General features: G+C 48.6%; 20 protein-coding genes and 1 tRNA gene. 18 read left to right on the top strand and 3 right to left on the bottom strand.

Annotated features, from left to right (window positions below; translation table 11 throughout):
- Positions 1-2 precede the first annotated feature (2 nt).
- From dxs to recN, 5 genes are read left to right on the top strand one after another with little or no spacing between them, the layout of a single operon-like run.
- Entirely contained in the window at positions 3-1886 is a 1884-nt protein-coding gene (gene dxs / locus H9X84_RS00335; RefSeq protein ID WP_330612201.1) for a 1-deoxy-D-xylulose-5-phosphate synthase, read from the top strand.
- On the top strand, positions 1876-2685 hold the full coding sequence (locus tag H9X84_RS00330) for a TlyA family RNA methyltransferase (protein ID WP_205132327.1): 810 nt from the start codon (positions 1876-1878) through the stop codon (positions 2683-2685). The genes dxs and H9X84_RS00330 overlap by 11 nt, the downstream gene beginning before the upstream one ends.
- A 25-nt stretch (positions 2686-2710) precedes the next feature.
- A complete protein-coding gene (locus H9X84_RS00325) occupies positions 2711-3562 on the top strand; it encodes an NAD(+)/NADH kinase (protein WP_205132326.1) in 852 nt (283 codons plus the stop codon).
- Positions 3563-3583: 21 nt separating this feature from the next.
- A complete protein-coding gene (gene argR / locus H9X84_RS00320; protein ID WP_205132325.1) occupies positions 3584-4039 on the top strand; it encodes an arginine repressor in 456 nt (151 codons plus the stop codon).
- Between the two features lie 17 nt (positions 4040-4056).
- Positions 4057-5736 (top strand): DNA repair protein RecN, encoded by a 1680-nt coding sequence (recN, locus tag H9X84_RS00315; protein WP_205132324.1) that lies wholly within the window; start codon positions 4057-4059, stop codon positions 5734-5736.
- 229 nt (positions 5737-5965) lie between these two features.
- Here recN and H9X84_RS00310 read toward each other — a convergent pair whose 3' ends face one another.
- On the bottom strand, positions 5966-6379 hold the full coding sequence (locus H9X84_RS00310) for a helix-turn-helix domain-containing protein (protein ID WP_205132323.1): 414 nt from the start codon (positions 6377-6379) through the stop codon (positions 5966-5968).
- A 282-nt stretch (positions 6380-6661) separates the two neighbouring features.
- On the opposite strand from H9X84_RS00310, the gene nifS reads away from it, so the two are divergent.
- From nifS to groL, 9 genes are all read left to right on the top strand, one after another.
- Positions 6662-7837 (top strand): cysteine desulfurase NifS, encoded by a 1176-nt coding sequence (gene nifS, locus H9X84_RS00305; RefSeq protein WP_205132322.1) that lies wholly within the window; start codon positions 6662-6664, stop codon positions 7835-7837.
- A gap of 70 nt (positions 7838-7907) precedes the next feature.
- Positions 7908-8345: a Fe-S cluster assembly scaffold protein NifU gene (gene nifU / locus H9X84_RS00300; RefSeq protein WP_205132321.1), complete on the top strand. Its 438-nt coding sequence runs from the start codon at positions 7908-7910 to the stop codon at positions 8343-8345.
- A 216-nt stretch (positions 8346-8561) separates the two neighbouring features.
- On the top strand, positions 8562-9635 hold the full coding sequence (gene mnmA / locus H9X84_RS00295; RefSeq protein WP_205132320.1) for a tRNA 2-thiouridine(34) synthase MnmA: 1074 nt from the start codon (positions 8562-8564) through the stop codon (positions 9633-9635).
- Between the two features lie 156 nt (positions 9636-9791).
- Positions 9792-11480, top strand: a complete 1689-nt coding sequence (locus H9X84_RS00290; protein WP_205132319.1) for a Na/Pi cotransporter family protein — start codon at positions 9792-9794, stop codon at positions 11478-11480.
- A 224-nt stretch (positions 11481-11704) separates the two neighbouring features.
- On the top strand, positions 11705-12262 hold the full coding sequence (locus tag H9X84_RS00285; RefSeq protein ID WP_205132318.1) for an N-acetylmuramoyl-L-alanine amidase family protein: 558 nt from the start codon (positions 11705-11707) through the stop codon (positions 12260-12262).
- A 202-nt stretch (positions 12263-12464) separates the two neighbouring features.
- Positions 12465-14543 (top strand): elongation factor G, encoded by a 2079-nt coding sequence (gene fusA, locus H9X84_RS00280; RefSeq protein WP_205132317.1) that lies wholly within the window; start codon positions 12465-12467, stop codon positions 14541-14543.
- 179 nt (positions 14544-14722) lie between these two features.
- Positions 14723-15589, top strand: coding sequence for an NAD(P)/FAD-dependent oxidoreductase (locus tag H9X84_RS00275; RefSeq protein WP_205132316.1), 867 nt, complete (start codon positions 14723-14725; stop codon positions 15587-15589).
- 248 nt (positions 15590-15837) lie between these two features.
- Positions 15838-16125, top strand: a complete 288-nt coding sequence (locus H9X84_RS00270; protein ID WP_205132315.1) for a co-chaperone GroES — start codon at positions 15838-15840, stop codon at positions 16123-16125.
- A 29-nt stretch (positions 16126-16154) separates the two neighbouring features.
- Entirely contained in the window at positions 16155-17786 is a 1632-nt protein-coding gene (groL, locus tag H9X84_RS00265) for a chaperonin GroEL (protein WP_205132314.1), read from the top strand.
- 84 nt (positions 17787-17870) lie between these two features.
- Here the strand turns inward: groL and H9X84_RS00260 are convergent, their stop codons facing one another.
- Positions 17871-18530: a B3/4 domain-containing protein gene (locus H9X84_RS00260; protein ID WP_205132313.1), complete on the bottom strand. Its 660-nt coding sequence runs from the start codon at positions 18528-18530 to the stop codon at positions 17871-17873.
- 169 nt (positions 18531-18699) lie between these two features.
- Between H9X84_RS00260 and H9X84_RS00255 the strand changes: the two genes are divergently transcribed.
- Positions 18700-19107: a hypothetical protein gene (locus H9X84_RS00255; protein ID WP_205132312.1), complete on the top strand. Its 408-nt coding sequence runs from the start codon at positions 18700-18702 to the stop codon at positions 19105-19107.
- Between the two features lie 30 nt (positions 19108-19137).
- Here the strand turns inward: H9X84_RS00255 and H9X84_RS00250 are convergent.
- Positions 19138-19211 (bottom strand) — tRNA-Pro (locus tag H9X84_RS00250).
- A gap of 183 nt (positions 19212-19394) precedes the next feature.
- Here H9X84_RS00250 and H9X84_RS00245 point away from each other — a divergent pair.
- The 3 genes from H9X84_RS00245 to H9X84_RS00235 all read left to right on the top strand — a co-directional run bounded on the left by H9X84_RS00245 (position 19395) and on the right by H9X84_RS00235 (position 21283).
- Entirely contained in the window at positions 19395-19901 is a 507-nt protein-coding gene (locus tag H9X84_RS00245; RefSeq protein WP_205132311.1) for an RNA polymerase sigma factor, read from the top strand.
- Positions 19885-20259, top strand: a complete 375-nt coding sequence (locus H9X84_RS00240; protein ID WP_205132310.1) for an anti-sigma factor family protein — start codon at positions 19885-19887, stop codon at positions 20257-20259. Before H9X84_RS00245 ends, H9X84_RS00240 begins: the two co-directional genes overlap by 17 nt.
- 70 nt (positions 20260-20329) lie before the next feature.
- Entirely contained in the window at positions 20330-21283 is a 954-nt protein-coding gene (locus H9X84_RS00235) for a beta-ketoacyl-ACP synthase III (RefSeq protein ID WP_205132309.1), read from the top strand.
- The last annotated feature ends 88 nt before the right edge of the window (positions 21284-21371 follow it).

The raw sequence follows: 21371 nt of genomic DNA, 5'->3' as shown, positions 1-21371 counted from the left end.
ATGTGGGCGGATTGTTGGAGAGAATCCATTCCACAGAGGATTTAAAGAAAATGGATGTGGAGCAGATGGAGGTACTATGCAGAGAGCTGCGGAAGTTCCTGCTGCGTTCCGTATCCAAAACAGGGGGCCATCTGGCATCCAATCTGGGGGTAGTGGAACTGACGGTGGCGCTGGAGTACTGTTTTTCCCCGCCGGAGGATAAGATTGTATGGGATGTGGGCCATCAGGCCTATATCCATAAAATGCTGACAGGAAGAAAGGATCAGTTTTCTACCCTGCGGCAGTTAGACGGTCTCAGCGGATTTCCTAAACCGGAAGAGAGCGAATGTGACGCCTTCGCGGCGGGCCACAGTTCCACCTCTATTTCCGCCGCTTTGGGGATTGCCAAGGCAAGAGATCTCCAGGGGAAGAAGAACCATGTGATTGCCGTTATCGGTGATGGTTCCATGACCGGCGGTCTGGCTTATGAGGCATTGAACAACGCTGGAAGGGAAAACACAAATCTGATCGTTGTTCTGAACGATAACCAGATGTCTATTGATACCAATGTGGGCGCCATCAGCAAGCATTTGAATTCTTTGCGCACTAGCAATCGGTATCAGACCTTTAAGGATAATTTCAAGCAGTTCCGGGATATGGTGCCTGTGCTGGGCAAGCCCGCCTATTCCGTATTGGAAAAGGTACGGGACAGCGCCAAACTGATCCTGCTGGAAGGCGCTGTTTTTGAAGGCATGGGATTTAAGTACATCGGTCCCGTGGATGGACATGATCTGCCGGAATTGATTGAATTGTTCCAGAATGTAAAGAAAATGCATGGACCGCTGATGATTCATGTGAAAACGGAAAAGGGCAGAGGTTACCGCTATGCGGAGGAACGTCCCTGGGATTACCACGGCGTCAGCGCTTTTGACCTGCGGACAGGGGAAGCAATTTCCAAGAGCAGCAAGCCCAGCTGGTCCTCCGTATTTGGCAGCAAAATGGTAGAGATTGGCCGGAAGAACAAAAAGGTGGTAGGCATTACGGCGGCTATGGCCGGCGGCACTGGCTTCGAGAAATTCCAGAAGGAATTCCCGAAACGCTTCTTTGACGTTGCTATTGCGGAGCAGCACGCAGTGACATTTGCGGCAGGGCTGGCGTCTCAGGGTATGGTGCCGGTATTTGCGGTATATTCGTCCTTTTTGCAGCGGGCTTATGACCAGATCATTCATGATGTGTGCATGGAAAACCTCCATGTGGTATTTGCCATCGACCGTGCCGGTATCGTAGGCAACGACGGCGAAACCCATCAGGGGGTATTTGATATTGCGTATCTGCGGGATATTCCCAATATGACCATTCTTTCTCCGAAAAACAAATGGGAGCTGGAGAAAATGCTGGCGTATGCCGTGAATGTTTGTACCGGTCCTGTGGCGGTGCGCTATCCCAGAGGTACGGCCTCGGAGTTTGGCGGCAGTCTGGGCGCGCCTTTGGAGGAAGGCAAGGCGGAATGGATCAAAAAAGGCAGAAAAATTGCCATCCTTGCGGAAGGGCATATGACGGACGCGGCGGCGGAAGCGGTGCGGCTTCTGGAGGAAAAAGGCCTGGAACCCGCTCTGGTGAACCTGCGGTTCCTTCGTCCTTTGGATGAGGAGACACTACTGGATGTGGCAAGGGACTATGAAATGATATTTACAGTAGAGGATCATTTAAGAAAAGGCGGCATGGGCTCCGCGGTGCTGGAATTTTACAGCGACCATGGGCTTTGTCCTTCTGTGACCAATCTGGCGTTCCCCGATAAATATCTTGAGCAGGGGACGCAGGCACAGCTGTTTGCCAGATATGGATTGGATGGAGAAGGCATTTGCCGGAAGATATTAGAAAAACTGGGTGAGAATTATGGCGGATAAAGAACGTTTGGATGTGCTGCTGGTCCAGAGAAATCTGGCACCGGGCAGAGATCAGGCGAAAGCCTATATCATGGCGGGCACCGTTTATGTGGACGGCATGAAGGAAGACAAGGCGGGGACCAAGGTCCCTGTGACGGCGCAGATCGAGGTACGGGCCGCGTCTATGAAATATGTGAGCCGGGGCGGCTATAAGCTGGAAAAGGCCATGGAGGTATTCCCTATTACGCTGGAGGGAAAGATCTGTCTGGATATCGGCGCCTCCACCGGCGGATTTACGGACTGTATGCTGCAAAATGGCGCGGCGAAGGTGTATTCCATCGACGTGGGCTATGGCCAGCTGGACTGGAAGCTGCGTAATGATGAAAGAGTGGTTTGTCTGGAAAAGACCAACGTGCGCTATGTAACAAAGGAACAGGTGCCGGAGGAAGCGGATTTCGCTTCCATCGACGTTTCTTTTATTTCCCTGACGAAGGTGCTGCCTGCCGTAACAGGTGTAATGCAGCCGGCGGGTCAGCTGGTTTGCCTGATTAAGCCGCAGTTTGAAGCCGGCAGGGAAAAGGTTGGAAAAAACGGTGTTGTCAAGGATATACAGGTTCATAAGGATGTGATCGCGATGATCGCGGATTATGCCCTGGCTAACGGCCTTGGCATATTAGGGCTGGATTTCTCGCCCATTAAGGGCCCCAAAGGCAATATTGAGTATCTGATCTATTTGGAGAAGGGAAAAGAAGGCATGTCCAGAGAGGAAGTTGAGGTATTGCTGAAGGATGTTGTGGAGACATCCCATGAGGTCCTGTAAAGAACTGATACGGGGGAATGCAAGGATGAAAAAAGTTGGTTTGATACCAAATATGGATAAAGACCGGGAGATGGCTGTGACAAAACGTCTGGTGGGTCATCTGCTGGAAAAGGGATGTGAGCCCCAGCTGATGAGGGATGCGGCGAAAGCGGCAGGGCTGGAGCAGTATGCAAAAAGTGAAGAAGAGGTATACCGGGATTCGGAATTTGTGATTTCTTTGGGCGGTGACGGCACGCTCCTGGGCGTAGGAAGAAAGTCGGCACCCTACCATACACCGATACTGGGTATCAATCTGGGGCATCTGGGATTTCTGACGGCGGAGGAAAAAAATCACGCGGAGACGGCCATTGACCGTGTGCTGGAGGGTGATTATACCGTAGAAGAAAGAATGATGCTGCAGACCTGCATCGCTACGGAACCGGAACGGATCGAAGGGATTCTGGCCCTGAATGATATTTGCATCAATCGTGGCCTGCTGTATAAGATCCTGGAATTCAATATTTTTATCAATAATGAATATGTGGATACCTTCCAGGCGGACGGCGTTATTATCTGTACGCCCACGGGCTCTACGGCCTATAATCTTTCCGCCGGCGGCCCGATCCTGAAATCGGATGCCCATATCATTGCCATTACGCCGATTTCGGCGCATACATTGACCAGCCGTTCCATTGTGGTTTCGGCGGAGGATTCTGTGACGGTAGAGATCAATCCCCGGGGGGATACGGCTTTTACCGTCAGCGCTGATGGGCAGGAAGCATGGACGCTGAAAGGCAAAAAAGTGGTACAGGTCAAATGCGCGAAGGTCCATGCGACAATCATCAAGACAAATCCCCAGAGTTTTTATGATGTACTGCGGAAAAAACTGAGCAGATAAAGAGAGAAAGGTTGTGACAAGATGAAAATTGCCAGACACGCGAAAATTTTGGAATTGATTGAAAAATATGATATCGAAACCCAGGATGAACTGGCGAAGAAGCTTTGTGAAGAGGGATTCATGGTCACACAGGCTACGGTTTCCAGAGATATTCGGGAGATGAAGCTGACAAAAATCGCCACAGAACGAGGAAAACAGAAATATTCCGTTATCAGCGGAAATGATACGGAAATTACGGAACGTCTGACACGGGTATTCAAAGAGGCTGTTGTAAAAATGGACTATGCCCAGAATATGATTGTGATTAAGACACTGGAAGGCATGGGCATGGCGGTAGCCGTAGCTCTGGATAATATGCAGAACAGCGAGATTCTGGGTACCATCGCCGGGGATGACACTGTTTTCTGCGTGGTCCGTACCCATAACCAGGCAGCCGTTATTATTGAAAAGCTGTATCGTATCATTCACAGCGCCTGAGAAATGAGGGATGCACAGTGCTGGAAAATCTTCATATCAAAAACGCGGCACTGATCGCGGAATGTGATCTGCATTTCGCGCCGGGGCTGAATATCCTGACTGGGGAGACCGGCGCCGGGAAATCCATGATCCTGGGTTCCCTGCAATTCGCTTTGGGCGGCAGAGCGGACAGAGATCTTCTGCGCAGGGGAGAAAAACAGGCAGTGGTGGAAGCGCTGTTTTCTACGGAGGAAAAAGCGATCCACAATATTTTAGAGGAAAATGGAATTGAAACAGAAGCGGATGGTCAGATCCTTATCAGCCGTACCTTAAATGAATCGGGCAAAAGCATCTGCCGGATCAACGGGTGTACGGTAACGGCGGGGATGCTGCGCCAGATCGCGGCGGAGTTGATGGATCTTTATGGACAGCATGAGCATCAATCTCTGCTGAATCCATCCAGGCATATTCGCCTGCTGGATCGTTTCTGCGGGGAGAAACTGGCAGAGAAGCTGGCGGTATACAGCCAGTGGCATGAAAAGAGAAAAGACGCAAGCCAGCGGCTGGAGGCCCTTTTAGGGGATGAGAGCCAAAGAGCGCAGCGATTGGATATCCTGCGTTTTCAGACGGAAGAGATCGCTGCCGCGGGACTGCGTGAGGGGGAAGAAGAATCCCTATTAGAACGAAAGAAACGGCTGGCCGGAATGGAGAAGCTCATGCGGCTTACTTCGGAAGGCGTAGCCTTATTATATGACGGCGCAGAGGGAATGGCCTCCGTCTGCGATTTATTGAGCCAGGCTTTGGAGGATGCCACGGAGGCAGCGGAACTGGACCCGGAAATAAAGGAGACAGCGGAGGTGCTGGAGACTGCCTATGCCCAGATCGAAGACTGCGCCAGAACATGGAAACGCTATGGCGCGGCGCTGGAGGCGGAACCGGAAGCGTTGGAAGAGACGGAAGAACGGCTGCAGACCATTTACCGCCTGAAACGAAAATACGGCGGCAGTGTAGCGGCAGTGCTGGAATTTTATGAAAAGGCCATTGGGGAAATGGAATTTCTGGAAAATAGCGAGGAAGCCGCCGCAAAGCTGGAAAAACAGCGGAAAGAGGCGGAGGAGCAACTGATGTCTATTGCCGGGCAGATCACGGCGCTTCGCCGGGAACGGGCGGCCCAGGTGGAGAGACAGGTAGAGGAGGCGCTGCACCAGATGCAGATGTCTCAGGCGAAATTCCGGATTGCCTTTGCCCAAAGAGATGATTTTGGAAAAGACGGCAGGGATAAAGTGGAATTTTTGATTTCCGCCAACCAGGGGGAGGATTTGAAGCCTTTGGCAAAGATCGCTTCCGGCGGTGAAATGTCCCGTGTGATGCTGGCTTTGAAAAGTGTTTTGGTAGACGGCGATGAGATCGGCACCTTCGTATTCGATGAGATCGACGCGGGGATCAGCGGAAAGACAGCCCGAAAGGTAGGGGAAAAGATGCATCTGCTGGGAAAGAAACGGCAGATCCTCTGCATTACCCATCTGCCTCAGATTGCCGCTTTGGCGGACCGGCATTTCAGAATCACCAAGGAGGAAGGCCCGGAACGGACGGAAACGAAAGTGGCTCTGCTGGATGAAGACGGCGCCTGCCGAGAAGTAGCAAGGCTGATCGGCGGGGAGGAAATCACGGAAACGACGCTGGCGGCGGCCAGAGAGCTGCGGGAAGCCAAAAACTGAAAACAGAATAAATCAAAAAAGGAACAGGAAGGTTTCAGACTCTAAACAAGGGTCTTGAACCTTCCTGTTTTGATTTTCAGAAAATAAAAAATCCCCAATGATTTTGGGGAAAATGTCAATGCCAAAAGGATGCCTCTTCTGCGAAAGGCCGCAGTATTCCTGAATCCAGGGCTGGGGCGGTCCTTTCGGCGAAACAGGGAAATGATCCCCATGAAAGCATCTGTATCCATCAGTCTTTTTTGTATTCTTTTTTTGTCTGGGCAACACGAAGATGACTGTGGCCTGCTTCTGTTTCCGCGGTTTTCTGACGTTCCTCCCGTTCCAGAAGCCACTGGGTATAGAGCAGAACATCCTTCTGGCTTTCCTCGTTCAGCATAGTAAAATAACGCAGGAATTCGTTTTCCAGAAGCGGGTCTTCCGCGGAGGCATAGGGTCTGCGAATATCTGTGACACCTAATAGGTAATCTAAAGATACATCAAAAATGGAAGCGATCTTTTTGAGGTCGGCGATCCCGGGCTGGTTTCTGCCGGATTCATAATTGGCGATCGCTGTATAGCCATAATTCAATAAAGCGCCAAGCTTTACCTGTGTCAGTCCTTTTTCTTTTCGCAGGGATTTCAGCCTGTCTTTGAATTCATGCATAGTGCTCACCTCGTATTATGTCTCTTTCGCAAGATGTTTTTCGATAGATATTATTTGTATTATTATAGGGGCTTTTTTTTTCACAGAAAAGACCATGTCACGTATAGCGAGAAAAATGTAAAATTCATTCACAAAACGATGCAAGAAGTTTTTCCATTTTTATAGATTTTTTTTCATAAAAAAGCTTGACAATTTTGTCCAAAGGTAGTAAATTAAAAACATAGAAAACATATATATATACTATGAAATAAAAGCTGTTTTGATGATATAGGAGGAATGGATATGAAGACGAAGATCTATATGGATAACGCGGCTACCACACCGGTCAGAGAAGAAGTGCTGGCAGAGGTGCTGCCTTATTTCCGGGAGCATTATGGAAACGCTTCCAGTGTATATGCCATTGCAAAGGAAAGCAAAAAAGCCATGGAACAGGCCAGAAAGCAGGTGGCGGATGCCATCGGCGCCAAGCCGGAAGAAATCTATTTTACCGCCGGCGGCTCCGAAAGTGACAATATGGCGCTGCGGGGAGTGGCGGAGGCTATGTCTTCCAAGGGCAACCATATTATTACTACCAAAATTGAGCATCACGCGATCCTGCATACCTGCCAATATCTGGAAAAGCATGGTTTTGAAGTTACCTATCTGGATGTAGATGAAATGGGTAAGGTGCGGATGGAGGAGCTGGAGAAGGCCATCCGGCCGGAAACCATTCTGATTTCCGTGATGTTTGCCAACAACGAGATTGGCACCATTCAGCCCATCGCCCAGATTGGGGCTTTGGCGAAGGAAAAAGGAATTTATTTCCATACGGATGCGGTACAGGCCGTGGGTCATGTGCCGGTCAATGTGGAGGAAATGCAGATTGATCTGCTTTCTATGAGCGGCCATAAGCTGGGGGCGCCCAAAGGTATCGGCGCTATCTATATCCGCAAAGGCGTGAAGATCTCCCCGCTGATCTTTGGCGGGGCCCAGGAAAAGAAGATGCGTGCCGGCACGGAAAATATCCCTGGCATCGTTGGACTGGGGAAGGCAGCGGAACTGGCTGTGGCGGAGCTGGAACAGACCAGAGAGCGCCTGACAGCTTTGCGGGATAAATTGATCCATGGAATTTTGGAAAAGATCCCATACAGCAGACTGAATGGGGACCCCGTGGACCGACTGCCCGGCAACTGCAATATTTCCTTTGCTTATATCGAAGGAGAGTCCATGCTTCTGCTGCTGGACGCACTGGGGATTGCCGCTTCCAGCGGTTCCGCATGCACCTCCGGCTCTTTGGACCCTTCCCATGTGCTGCTGGCTATCGGTCTGCCTCATGAGGAAGCACATGGCTCTCTGCGCCTGACATTGGATCGGGAAAACACAGAGGAAGAAGTAGATTTCGTACTGGAGAAACTGCCGGCCATTGTACAGCGGCTGCGGGAAATGTCTCCTCTGTATGAAGATATGATGAAAAAATAAAAGGGAAACTACAGCCATAAGAAAATAAAAACAGAAAAAAGGGAATTTGAAAATACAGGAGGAAGATACGATGGAATACAGCGAAAAGGTAATGGACCATTTTATGAACCCGAGAAATGTGGGAGAAATTTCTGATGCCAGCGGTGTCGGTACCGTAGGCAACGCCAAATGCGGCGATATTATGAAAGTTTATCTGAAAATTGAGAATAATATCATTGAGGATGCGAAATTCAAGACTTTTGGCTGCGGCGCGGCGGTGGCCACCAGTTCTATGGCAACGGAGCTGGTCAAGGGCAAAACAGTACAGGAGGCACTGCAGGTGACCAATAAGGCGGTTATGGAGGCGCTGGATGGTCTGCCGCCGGTGAAGGTACACTGTTCCTGTTTGGCGGAGGAGGCTCTGCACGCGGCGCTTTGGGATTATGCCGAAAAGAACGGGATTGTCATCGAAGGTCTGAAAAAGCCGGTAAATGATATTGAGGCACTGCACCATCACGAAGAAGAATAAAACAGGGGGAGGCGAAACGGTCCCCTCATAGGAAAGGAAATCCAGTCAAAATGGAATTGCCGAAATCCTCTTTATTTAAGGGTTTCGGCAATATTTGTTTTCTGATGAAGATGTCCTGAAAGGCCTCCCTTTATTTTATGGCGGTCATTTCTTGTGCCGCAGATGGAAATATGGTAGGATAACAACTGTGAGCCTGTTTAGAAAGGATGGAGAAGCTTGGAAAAAAAGAAGGTAATCGTAGGAATGTCGGGGGGCGTAGACAGCTCTGTGGCGGCATACCTGCTGAAGGAACAGGGTTATGAGGTCATTGGTGTGACTATGGAGATGTGGAAGGAAAATACAGGGGACAAAAGCGGCGCGGAGGATGCCGCCCGTGTGGCGAAAAAGCTGGAGATCCCCTTTTATCATGTGGATTTCAGAGAAGAATTCCGTAAAAATGTGACAGAATACTTTATGGACAGCTATGAGAAAGGATTGACGCCCAATCCCTGTATTGTCTGCAACCGAAAGGTAAAATGGGAGGCCCTTCTGGCTTATGCGGATGAATTGGGGGCGGATTATATCGCTACGGGCCATTATGCCGGCGTGCAGAAACATCCGGAAACGGGCAGATATTCCATCTGCGCTTCGGCGGCGGAGGCCAAGGACCAGACCTATGCGCTGTACCGGCTGACCCAGGAACAGCTTTCCCGTACACTGATGCCCGTAGGACAGTACGAAAAAAGTGAAATCCGCCGGATTGCCCAGCGTATTGATGACTTTGTGGCGAAAAAAAGCGACAGTCAGGATATCTGTTTTATTCCTGACGGAGATTACGCCGCTTTTGTGCTGCGGCAGAGAGGCAAAAAGCCAAATCCCGGAAATTTTGTGGATCTTTCCGGAAATGTGCTGGGACAGCATAAAGGGCTGCTGTACTACACTGTGGGCCAGAGAAAAGGGCTGGGCATTGCCTTTGGAAAGCCCATGTATGTATATGGTCTGCGGCCGGAGAAAAACGAGGTAGTCCTTTGTGACAATCAGGAGTTGTTCACAAGAACGGTGACCGTCCGGGAAATCAACGCCATGGCCGTAGAACAGTTCCGGGAAGGGATGCGTTTTCAGGGGAAAATACGGTACAGCCATAAAATGGCATGGTGTACGGTGGAGCATGTTGCGGGGGATGAGATGACCTGTGTGTTTGATGAGCCACAGCGGGCCGTAACGCCCGGACAGGCTCTGGTGCTTTATGATGGGGACTTTGTGGCCGGAGGCGGAACCATTACAGATAAACGGTTTTCAGCGCATCTGTGAGGACATCGGCAAGGGGCCGCAAAGATTTTGTATAAATCGGCAAAATGCGTATTTTTTTAACATTTTATAATTGCATACAAAAAGAGATTGTGGTATTATTTTTGTGGTGTATAAAAGAGGATTATGTACTATAAAAATTATTTATGGGAGGCAATCATGAACTACGCAGAAATGGCCATACCGTTTATCGGTGGATTGGCGCTTTTTATCTATGGTATGAGCATTATGGCACAGGGCCTGGAGAAGGCCGCTGGCTCTAAGATGAAAAGTATTTTGGAAGCATTGACACAAAACAAACTTATGGGGATCGCTTTGGGCGCGCTGGTAACGGCCATTGTACAAAGCTCCTCCGCCACAACTGTCATGGTTGTTGGTTTCGTAAACGCAGGTTTGATGAATCTGGCACAGGCCATGAGTGTTATCATGGGTGCCAATATTGGTACAACAATTACCGGCTGGCTGGTATCCAGCTCTGAGTGGGCAAAGATGTTCAGCCCTTCCACAATCGCTCCTTTGGCAGTAATGCTGGGTGTGATTCTGATGATGAGCGGTAAGAGCGCTAAAAGAAAAGAGATCGCGTCTATCGTCATTGGTTTCGGTGTACTGTTTATCGGTATTGAAACCATGTCCTCCGCTGTTGCGCCTTTAAAGGATTCGGAAGGCTTCCGTTCCATGTTTGTAACACTGGGAAGCAACCCGCTGCTGGGTATTTTCGCGGGTGCTTTTGTAACAGCGATCATTCAGAGCTCCTCCGCTTCTCAGGGTATTCTGCTGTCTCTGGCGGCATCCGGGCTGGTGCCCTTTAATGCGGCAGTTTACATTATCATGGGTCAGAATATCGGTACTTGTGTAACGGCCCTTCTGAGTGGTATCGGTGCGACAAAAACAGCGAAATGCGTAGGTTATATGCATTTGATGTTTAACATTACCGGTGCGGTTGTATTCAGCATTCTGGCAATTATCTACTTCACACTGATTAACCCGGCGATGGGGTCTGATATCATTTCTCAGACACAGATCAGTGCGATCCACACCATTTTTAATATCGGCACAACATTGATGGTACTGCCTTTGGGCGGTGCGATCATTGCGCTGGCAAAGAAGATCAATCATGTAGAAGAGGTAGAACGCAAGGACGAAAGCCAGCTGGTTCATCTGGACAAACGTATGCTGGAAACTCCTGGTCTGGCAGTAGAAGGCGCGAAGCTGGAAACACTTCGTTTGGGTCATATTGCCTGTGAAAACCTCCAGAGTGCCATTGAAGCGCTGCTGGATAAGAATCATGATAAGATCGAAGAGGTCAAACAGCGGGAAAAAGTGGTGGACAGCGTCTGCGACAGTATTTCCGAGTATCTGATTAAGCTGTGTACCCTGCAGATCAGTGAACGTGACTATCAGACAGTAACCTCTTTGCTCAATACTATCAGTGATATGGAACGTGTAGGCGACCATGCGGAAAATATTGCTGAATTGGCGGAAGAAATGGAAAGAGACCAGTTTGGTTTCTCTGAGAAAGCGCAGGAAGAACTGCGCCGCATGACAAAGACGGCGGTGGCAAGCTATCAGAACGCGCTGAAGGCACTGGAAACAGAAGATATCACCTGTGCTATGAAAACCACCGTTCTGGAGGAACAGGTGGATGCCATGGAAAAAGAACTCCGTGCCAGCCATATCGAACGTCTTTCCAACGCGGAATGCAACGTTAATTCCGGTATCCATTTCCTGGAGATGCTGGGCAATCTGGAACGTGTTTCCGACCATGCCATGAATATTGCGCAGGTAGTACTGAATGAGTACAGAGAAGAGAAAAAATATCATGAGGAACCTGTGATTGAGGAAGTGTAAGGGGATCGGACATTTCTGGTTTCCTGATTTCCGGAAGAAAACAGGCGGAATAATATCTTGACAAAATAGAAAAGCTGAAATCTTTGTGAGAAAAGATTTCAGCTTTTTTGTTTTCTTTCATATGTACTGAAAGAGCTTTTTCTGAATCAATTTTTGCCGGAGACAGGCACAAAAAGGATCGGCGGCGCATAATGAGAGGATAGAAAATGAGAGGAGGGCTGTGTATGCCCCGTGTTTATTTGAGCCCCTCTTTACAGGAGTATAATCTGTATGTGGATGGCGTAACGACAGAGGAGGAGGTAGCCAATCGAATTGCTGACGCCATGGAGCCGTATCTTCTGGCTTCCGGCATTTCCTTTGGACGGAATGATCCGGCGATGACGCTGGGAGAGGCCATTGATGATTCCAACAGGGGAGCGTATGATCTGCATGTGGCCATTCATACCAACGCGGCGCCGGAGGCTTTGGCGGGAAAGTTGCAGGGGACGGATGTCTATTATTTCTGGAACAGCTACTATGGCCAGGAGATCGCGGACCGGATCGCCCGGCAGATGGCGGAAATCTATCCTGATCCTGAAAAGGTGGATACAGTGGCTACGTCTACTCTGCGGGAACTGCGCCGGACCAACATGCCAGCGGTGCTGGTAGAGGTGGCCTATCACGATAACCCGGAGGACGCAGCATGGATACAGGAAAATATCGATGCTGTCGCCCAGGCTTTGACAAAAGGAATCGCCGATTATTTTGGTGTGCCCTGGCGGACGCCTGTAGAAGGAGATTGAAATAATTTACAAAATATGATAAAATGATAGAAATTCTTTTGTGCTTCTATCCAAATAGAATTTTTTTGCAAAAAAAATAAAGGGAAATCGTGACAAGCGCCGTATTTATTATACTATGTATATTGTGTAATTCCTATATACTGTATACATGATTTCTACGGACGGATTGTCCGATTTAGAATACCAAAGGGAGGTAGTAAATATGAAAAGTTACGCAGCAAACAAGGTGAGAAACGTAGTTTTATTAGGTCACAGCGGTTCCGGCAAAACGACCTACGCCGAAGCAGCCCTGTTCTATTCCGGAGCAACAAAGAGATTCGGGAAAGTAGAAGAAGGCAATACCGTGAGTGACTATGAGGCTGAGGAAATCCGCCGTAAGGTATCGATCAATACATCCGTTCTACCTGTAGAATGGCAGGAAACAAAAATCAACTTCCTGGATACCCCCGGTTATTTTGACTTTGTGGCAGAAAGCAAGCTGGCTATGAGTGTGGCTGATACCGCGCTGATTATGGTTTCCGCAAAATCCGGCGTGGAAGTCGGCACAGAAAAAGCATGGGAATACTCCGAAGAAATGCATCTGCCGAAAATGATTTTCATTAACCAGATGGATGATGAAAACGCTGACTTTGAAAAAACACTGGCAGATCTGCGTTCCAAATTCGGTAAATCCGTTGCGCCTTTGCAGATCCCCTTTAATGATGAAAATGGTAAATTTGTCGGCTTTATCAATCTGATTAAGAGAGACGCCAGAAAGAAAGTAGACGGCAAGCTGCAGCCCTGCGAAATGCCGGAAGACAAAAAGGACGAAGTAGAGGTTCTGCGTTCCATGCTGATCGAAGTAGCGGCAGAAAGCAGCGACGAACTCATGGAAAAGTTCTTCAATGATATCGAACTGACAGAAGAAGAAATCTACGATGGCCTGACCTATGGTATCGAAAATCATACCATCGCTCCCGTTATGTGCGGTTCCGCGACACTGGGCTATGGCGTAAAACTGCTGCTGAATACCATCGTTCGCTTCACACCTCCCGCGCTGGAAGCTAAACCCAATTTCCATGCTTTCCACGATGGCAAGGATGTTGTATTCTGCTCCAGTGATGACGAAAGATTTTCCGCTTTCGTATTTAAGACCATTGCCGATCCTTATATTGGCCGTCTGAACCTGTTCAGAGTTATGACAGGTAAGCTGGATACGACTATGAGCGTATATAACGAAGAAAAGGATACTGTGGAAAAAGTTGGCCATCTGTATGTGGTAAGAGGTAAGGAGCAGATCGAAGTAAGCGAACTGCATACCGGTGATATTGGTGCTCTGGCAAAACTGTCCAATACTTCTACACAGGATACACTGTCCCTGAAGGAAGCAAATATCGTAATCCCTAAGATCAGCCTGCCGGAATCTGTTCTGTGCATGGCCATCCGTCCGAAAGGCAAAGGCGATGAGGATAAGCTGTCCGCGGCTCTTTCCAAGATCAGAGAAGAAGATCCCACCATCAAGATGGAAGTTAATAAAGAAACAAAACAGACATTGATCTATGGCATTGGCGAACAGCAGCTGGATGTTATGGTAAATAAACTGAAAACAAAATATAAGATCGAAGTAGAATTGATGGACCCCATCATTCCTTATCGTGAAACCATTAAATCCAAGGCGTCCGTTCGCGGCAGATACAAAAAACAGTCCGGCGGCCATGGCCAGTTTGGTGACGTTGTAATGGAATTCGAACCCAGCGGCGATATGTCTGTACCTTACATTTTTGAAGAAAAGATCTTTGGCGGTTCCGTACCCAAACAGTACTTCCCCGCAGTAGAAAAAGGTTTGCAGGAATGTGTACAGTCTGGTGTTCTGGCTGGTTATCCCGTAGTAGGTCTGAAAGCGACATTGACGGACGGTTCCTACCATCCCGTAGACTCCTCTGAAATGGCCTTCAAGATGGCAACATCCGTTGCGTTTAAAGAAGGTATGCCTCAGGCAAAACCTACAATTCTGGAACCCATTGAACATGTAGAGGTTCTGATCCCCGAAAAATACATGGGCGACATCATGGGCGACATCAACAAACGCCGTGGACGTATTCTGAGCATGGATGCGGTAGGCAATAAGAAATGCATCGTTGCGGAAGTACCTACTTCTGAAATGCACAAATATGCTACCGACCTGCGTTCCATGACACAGAGCCGCGGTGATTACAGACATCACTTTGAACGCTACGAAGAAGCTCCTATGGAGATCCAGAAGAAGATCATTGCTATGAGAGCGGAAGAAAAAGACAAATAAGAAAGAATACCAGTATTTCCTTTGAACACAGGCAATAGTGGCTTCGATGAAAATGACAGAAACGGGTTTCCGGCAGACTTGCGGCGAAACCCGTCTGTTGTTTCCGGCGTGTTTTAGAAAGGGCGGATGATCTGCCGGGAAATACATATAATGAGCGTGAGAGAAAAAGGAGGAATCATATGCTGGATGTTGCCATTATTGGCGGCGGCCCCGCGGCGTTATCCGCGGCCTTGAACTGCCGTCAGCGAAATAAAACCGTAAAAATCTTTGGCAGGAGTCTGGACAGTTCCCTGCTGTATGCGGCGGAGAAGGTAGACAACTACCTGGGGATTCCCAATGTGACTGGAGAGGAACTGCTGAATCAATTCTATGCCCATGCGCTGAAAAACGGCGTGGAGTTTCAGGAATGCAGGATCAGTCAGATTCTGTCCATGGGGGATTACTATGTGGTGAACGCGGAAAACCAGTTTATTGAGGCCAAAGCCATTATTCTGGCGATCGGTCTGAGCAAGAGCAGAGGCATCCCCGGCGAGATGGAATATCTGGGCAAAGGCGTTAGTTACTGCGCAACCTGTGACGGTATGCTGTACCGGGGCAAAAAAGTTCTGGTGGTGGCGGAAAACGGAGAAGGAGAAGCGGAAGCAAATTTCCTTGCCGATATTTGTCAGGAGGTTTCTTATCTGCCTTTGTACCAGCCCGTAACGGCATTGAAGGAAAATGTGAAGGTGCTGGAAGGAAAGCCGGTATTGGTAGAGGGGAACGAGGCAGGTGTTACCGGTTTGAAGGTAGGCGAGGAAATTTTTGGATGTGACGGCATCTTCTTTGCTAAAAATTCCATGCCGCCGGAAAGTCTGCTGTTTGGCCTGAACATGGAGGGCAAGAATATTGCCGTGGACCGCAGAATGGCCACCAGTCTGCCGAGAGTTTACGCGGCGGGAGACTGCACCGGCGCACCTTATCAGATCGCCAAGGCGGTAGGAGAAGGCCTGGTTGCGGCCCTTTCTGCGGCGGCAGATATTGACCAGATGGAACGGGAAAAGAAATAAATCGTATTTTTTTTGAAACGGAATTTTAAAACGAAAGATTTTTAGAGAAAATAAGAGAAATCAAAAGAAAAAATGGATATTTCTTTCTGATTTCTCTTATTTTTTATGTATTTTTTTAAATTTGCGGGAATAAAATGAAATATAAAATTTGAATAAATGGCGAAACATGGTAAGATAATACTTGTAATTAGCACTCGACCAAATTGAGTGCTAACAAGAAGAGAATTGTATTAAGGAGGCAGATAAACATGAAACTTGCACCATTAGGAGATAAAGTCGTATTGAAACAGCTGGAAGCGGAAGAGACCACAAAATCCGGTCTGATCCTGACTTCTTCCTCTAAAGAAAAACCCCAGGAAGCCATTGTTGTGGCAGTAGGCCCCGGCGGACTGGTTGGCGACCATAATGTAGAAATGGTATTGAAGGAAGGCGACCGTGTCATTTTCCCCAGATACGGCGCAATGGAAATTAAATTTGAGGGTGAAGAGTATCTGGTAATGCGTCAGAATGATATTCTGGCCATTGTGAAAGATTGATTCTATCATAACTAGGAGGATTGAGAGATATGGCAAAAGAAATTAAATACAGCACCGATGCAAGAAGCGCTATGGCGGCAGGTGTGGATAAACTGGCAAATACCGTAAAAGTAACCCTGGGCCCCAAAGGCCGCAACGTGGTTCTGGACAGAAAATTTACTTCTCCCCTGATTACAAATGACGGTGTAACCATCGCTAAGGATATCGAACTGGAAGACCCTTATGAAAATATGGGCGTACAACTGGTTAAAGAAGTTGCTACCCAGACCAATGATGTAGCCGGTGACGGTACTACAACAGCAACTGTTCTGGCACAGGCCATGATTCAGGAGGGTCTGAAAAATATCGCCGCAGGCGCAAACGCTATTATCCTGAGAAAAGGCATGCAGAAAGCGACAGACGCCGCTGTGGCTGAGATCCAGAAAATGAGCCAGGAAATTACGACAAAGAAACATATCGCTAACGTAGCGTCCATTTCCGCCGGCGATGAAGAAGTAGGCAACATGATTGCTGATGCCATGGAAAAGGTGACAAACGATGGCGTTATTACTGTGGAAGAATCCAAGACCATGAAAACAGAACTGGATCTGGTAGAAGGTATGCAGTTCGATAAAGGCTATCTGTCCGCTTATATGTGTACAGATATGGATAAAATGGTAGCGGTACTGGAAGAACCCTATATTCTGCTGACAGACAAGAAGGTTTCCAGTATTCAGGATATGGTGCCTCTGCTGGAACAGATCATGCAGGTAGGCGGCAAACTGCTGATGATTGCAGAAGATGTGGAAGGTGAAGCTCTGGCGACACTGGTACTGAATAAACTGAGAGGCACATTTACCTGCGTTGCGGTAAAAGCACCTGGTTATGGCGAAAGAAGAAAAGCACAGCTGGCTGATATTGCCGCTTTGACAGGCGCACAGGTGATTTCCGATGAGCTGGGCATTGAAATGAAAGACGCAACTCTGGATATGCTGGGCCGCGCGAAGACCGTAAGAGTAGAAAAAGAACTGACCATCATCGCGGACGGCGCAGGCAGAAAAGAAGATATTGACAGCAGAATCCGCCAGATCCGTATGGCCATCGACGAAACAGAATCCGATTTCGACAGAGAAAAACTGCAGGAAAGACTGGCGAAACTCTGCGGCGGCGTAGCGGTTATTAAAGTAGGCGCTGCAACAGAAACAGAAATGAAAGAAAAGAAAATGCGTATGGAAGACGCTTTGGCGGCTACCAGAGCGGCTGTGGAAGAGGGCATCGTTGCCGGCGGCGGCACAGCACTGCTTCATGCGGTAGAAAAAGTAAAAGCAGCCTGCGCAGACCTGACAGGCGATGAAAAGACTGGTGCGGATATCGTTATTAAGGCACTGGAAGCACCTATGCGCCAGATTGTGGAAAACGCTGGTCTGGAAGGCTCCGTGATCGTAAACAAGGTAAAAGAAATGGCAGAAGGCATCGGTTTCAACGCATTGACAGAAGAATACGTGGAAATGGTAGAAGCAGGCATTCTGGACCCCGCAAAGGTAACAAGAAGTGCTTTGCAGAACGCGACTTCCGTGGCTTCTACATTCCTGACCACAGAGGCAGTGGTTGCGGAACTGCCCGCGAAGGCACCTGCTATGCCTGAGGCTGGCATGGGCGGCGGCATGGGCGGTTACATGTAAGCCGAAAGAAAAAAACAAAATAAAAAGGGCACGAAGCCGTTCCGGAAAACGGAAGGCCTCGTGCCTTTCTTTATGAAACTTTTTTCAGCGAAGGATGGCGGTTTCCATCTGGGACGCGCCGGCGTATTTTGTCAGAAGTTCTTTTGCCTGTTCCAGAAGTGTTTCCAGTTCTTCTCCGCCATTGAAGCAGTAGAACACCAGGAGGATTTCTCTGGTATCCTGTGTAATCATGGCTCGGGTATTGTCGCTGGTGGGATTGCCAAAGGGGCCTTCCTCGTCAAAAAGAGCGGGAAGATATTCGATATTCAGCACATCCTTGCCAATGCCCTGATAAGCGGTGCCTTCCGGCGCACGTTCCCAGGTGATGGGGCCGGTTACATGGGCCAGATCGTAGGTCCCCATGGAATAGCCGGAATGGATGGACAGGTAATTATTGATATCGACCACATTGTTGATGTAGTACAGCCCGCGTTCCTTAGCGATGCGGCGGCACATGGCTTCCGCGGAGCAGCGGTAGCGGTTGGGATCTTTGCCCAGGGCTTTATAGGCCTTTCTTGTATTCTGGATGTAGTCCCGCTTGTTGGCCTGAGACAGCTCTACTTCTGATAGACGGGCGATTTCGTCGTTGAGCAGTGCCAGAAAATCGGCAGGGTCCTCCGTGACAGTGACATCGCACTGCAGAAGGCCCAGTACAGCGTCGGGACAGCGGTTTTTTAATTCCGTTCCTATGGTAATGGGTATCATGATATTGGTCTCCTTTCCCAAGATCTGCGTAGTCTATATAAAAACATGACAGTTTTTTCCTTCTTTGTCAAGAGGCGGGGCGGAGTTTTTTCTTTCGGGAAATCACGTTCCTTTGTTGAAATTTTTTGTAAAAAAAGGTATCATACTAGAGAGAAAGGAGAGAGCAAACATGGACGAAATCACAATGCTTGTTTCTTGTGTAGAATATTACAGCTATTTAAAAAACATTCCCGGACATAAGGTATTTACTTCCTTTGAAAGGACTGGTCTGCTGGATACACTGCTGGAAAGCAGAGCGATGTTTCCGGAAATGGATCTGGGCTTTTACATTGGTATGATCGATGGGCTGACAGCTTTGGAAAGCGATTCCAAGGAGAAGGCCTATGCGGCATATGAGGAACGGACGGCGATGTTGCTGGAGGTTCTGCATAAAATCGCCAAAAAGCATCACATGGACGCGAGAGAAGCCTGCCAGATGTATTATGGAAGCAGTATCGCCGAAAAAGTAGCGGAAGATATGACGGGATATTATAAAAAAGAGCCTGTTGAGATTTTTGAGGCGGTAGAAAAGGAATAAAAAAAGGGAGCAAATGCTCCCTTTTTTTGATCGGCGTGACAGGATTTGAACCTGCGACTTCTACGTCCCGAACGTAGCGCTCTACCAAGCTGAGCCACACGCCGATGCAACAGTAATATTTTGCGCTATTTTTGTGAAAATGTCAAGATAAAATTTATGAAATTCAAAAAAACTTTCGGAAGAATGCCTGTTTTTGATATTTGCGAAAGTTGCGGGAACTGAATTATGGATTTTTTTGCTGGGATGTGATATACTGGAAGGCAAGCAATATGGACGGAGGTGGGCGGATGACGACTTTTGAAATGCTCTATGATGAGTATTACGACAGGGTATACGCTTTTTTATACCGGCTGTGCGCGGACCGCTCGCTGACGGAGGATCTGCTGCAGGAAACATTTCTGCAGGCCTATGTATCCTTCCATCGTTTTCGGGGGGAGTGCGAGGTCTTTACCTGGCTGGCGTCCATCGCCAAGCACGTATATTTCAAATACCTGAAACGCAACCGGCTGCATCTGGATTCTGTGAATCTGGACGTGGTAGTCAGCACCTATTGTATGGAAACAGTAGACCCGGAGGAGATCTACCATCGGGAATATGTGAAAAAAGTGGTGCGGGACATGGTGCGAAAGATCCCGAAAAAATACAGGGATGTGGTGCTTTTGCGGATGTACGCGGAGCTGCCCTTTTCTCAGATCGCCCTGGCGCTGAAGATCAGTGAAAACTCTGCCAAGGTGATTTTTTTCAGAGCTAAGAAAAAAATGATGGAGGTGTTGCGAAATGAGTTTGAACTGTGAGATGACCATGGATCTGATCGCGCTGTATCATGACGGTCTGGCCAGCGCCTCCACAAAAAAGGCTGTGGCGGAGCATCTGAAACACTGCCCCCAGTGCCGGGAGAGCTATGCCCAGTACCGGCGGATCTATCGTATGCCTAAAAGCGGAAGCATGCACAGACCCATCCAGGAGGGGGCCACGGAGCAGGAATACCGCAGGCTGGCGGCCAGAATGCGGCAGAAACGTCTGCTGGCTGCGGCAGGTTTTTTCGCTTACGTATGCGGTTCTCTTTGTTTGACGGCGATTATGCTGTTAAAAAGCAGAAGGGAAACGGAGACATCTTTCTTCGATTTTCAAAAAAATAAATTTTATTTGTAACTTTTTTGCAAAATAAGGGACTAAATAACGTAAGCACAAAAGATTGCATATTGCAGGAGGAAAGAAAAAGATGAGTTTTTCTATATTGGGAACGGGAATGTATGTCCCTCCCAGAATCGTAACCAATGAGGATATGTCCAAAATTGTAGATACAAACGACGAATGGATCATGCAGCGGGTTGGTGTAAAGGAACGCCACATCAGCGAGCATGAGACAGCGGCGGAAATGGGATGCAAGGCAGCGCTGGCGGCGCTGGAAAACAGCGGAGTGAAAAAAGAGGAGATTGACCTGATCCTGGCGGCCAGTGTCAGCGGCGAATCTATTTCTCCTTCCGTATCCTGTATGATCCAGAATCTGCTGGGCGTACACTGCATGACTATGGACATCAACGCGGCTTGTTCCGCATTTGTATTTATGCTGGAAACGGCGGCTGGCTTTTTTGCCAGAGGCAGAGCCAAAAAGATACTGGTCATCGGCGCGGAGCGTCTGAGCCGTATCGTGGACTGGGAAGACCGGGGTACCTGCGTTATTTTTGGTGACGGCGCCGGCGCGGTAGTCCTGGGCGAAGGGGACAACTATCTGGATTCCGTCTTTGATGTAAAGGGCGGAGACAATGTCATTGACATTCCTCAGTTCCAGGGGAAATCTCCCTTCTTCCACAGAGAGGCCAAAAAACCCTATATCCATATGAAAGGGCAGGAGACATTTAAGTTTGCCGTTACAGCTATCTGCCGGGATACAAAGGAGCTTCTGGAAAGAAACGGGCTGACCTTTGATGATATTTCCTATATCGTGCCTCATCAGGCAAATAAAAGGATCATCGACTTCGCCAGTGTGATGCTGAAGATCCCGAAAGAAAAATTTTATGTAAATATCGACCGCTATGGCAACACCTCTTCTGCCAGCATCCCCATCGCACTGGATGAGATGAATCACAAGGGACTGCTGAAAAGAGGAGATCTGCTTCTGCTGCCCGCTTTCGGCGGCGGTCTGGCCAGCGCGGCCTGCATTGTAAGATGGTAATGATGCCACAGGCTTCATATACATCCTCTGCGGCAGGCGGGGGAGAAGGGGGCGGCATATGTGCCCCGCAAAAAGGACACAATTCATA

Source organism: Anaerotignum lactatifermentans (assembly GCF_016902535.1).
Lineage (GTDB): Bacteria > Bacillota > Clostridia > Lachnospirales > Anaerotignaceae > Anaerotignum > Anaerotignum lactatifermentans_A.
This window is presented reverse-complemented; position numbering and strand designations above follow the sequence as displayed.

Bases quoted from the DNA above. Each gene is read 5' to 3' on its own strand.
- H9X84_RS00235 (WP_205132309.1), top strand. From the start codon at position 20,330: ATGAGTTTTTCTATATTGGGAACGGGAATGTATGTCCCTCCCAGAATC.
- groL (WP_205132314.1), top strand. From the start codon at position 16,155: ATGGCAAAAGAAATTAAATACAGCACCGATGCAAGAAGCGCTATGGCG.
- H9X84_RS00275 (WP_205132316.1), top strand. From the start codon at position 14,723: ATGCTGGATGTTGCCATTATTGGCGGCGGCCCCGCGGCGTTATCCGCG.
- H9X84_RS00285 (WP_205132318.1), top strand. From the start codon at position 11,705: ATGCCCCGTGTTTATTTGAGCCCCTCTTTACAGGAGTATAATCTGTAT.
- H9X84_RS00310 (WP_205132323.1), bottom strand. From the start codon at position 6,379: ATGCATGAATTCAAAGACAGGCTGAAATCCCTGCGAAAAGAAAAAGGA.
- fusA (WP_205132317.1), top strand. From the start codon at position 12,465: ATGAAAAGTTACGCAGCAAACAAGGTGAGAAACGTAGTTTTATTAGGT.
- H9X84_RS00290 (WP_205132319.1), top strand. From the start codon at position 9,792: ATGAACTACGCAGAAATGGCCATACCGTTTATCGGTGGATTGGCGCTT.
- H9X84_RS00330 (WP_205132327.1), top strand. From the start codon at position 1,876: ATGGCGGATAAAGAACGTTTGGATGTGCTGCTGGTCCAGAGAAATCTG.
- nifU (WP_205132321.1), top strand. From the start codon at position 7,908: ATGGAATACAGCGAAAAGGTAATGGACCATTTTATGAACCCGAGAAAT.
- H9X84_RS00245 (WP_205132311.1), top strand. From the start codon at position 19,395: ATGACGACTTTTGAAATGCTCTATGATGAGTATTACGACAGGGTATAC.
- nifS (WP_205132322.1), top strand. From the start codon at position 6,662: ATGAAGACGAAGATCTATATGGATAACGCGGCTACCACACCGGTCAGA.
- H9X84_RS00260 (WP_205132313.1), bottom strand. From the start codon at position 18,530: ATGATACCCATTACCATAGGAACGGAATTAAAAAACCGCTGTCCCGAC.
- H9X84_RS00255 (WP_205132312.1), top strand. From the start codon at position 18,700: ATGGACGAAATCACAATGCTTGTTTCTTGTGTAGAATATTACAGCTAT.
- H9X84_RS00270 (WP_205132315.1), top strand. From the start codon at position 15,838: ATGAAACTTGCACCATTAGGAGATAAAGTCGTATTGAAACAGCTGGAA.
- argR (WP_205132325.1), top strand. From the start codon at position 3,584: ATGAAAATTGCCAGACACGCGAAAATTTTGGAATTGATTGAAAAATAT.
- H9X84_RS00240 (WP_205132310.1), top strand. From the start codon at position 19,885: ATGAGTTTGAACTGTGAGATGACCATGGATCTGATCGCGCTGTATCAT.
- H9X84_RS00325 (WP_205132326.1), top strand. From the start codon at position 2,711: ATGAAAAAAGTTGGTTTGATACCAAATATGGATAAAGACCGGGAGATG.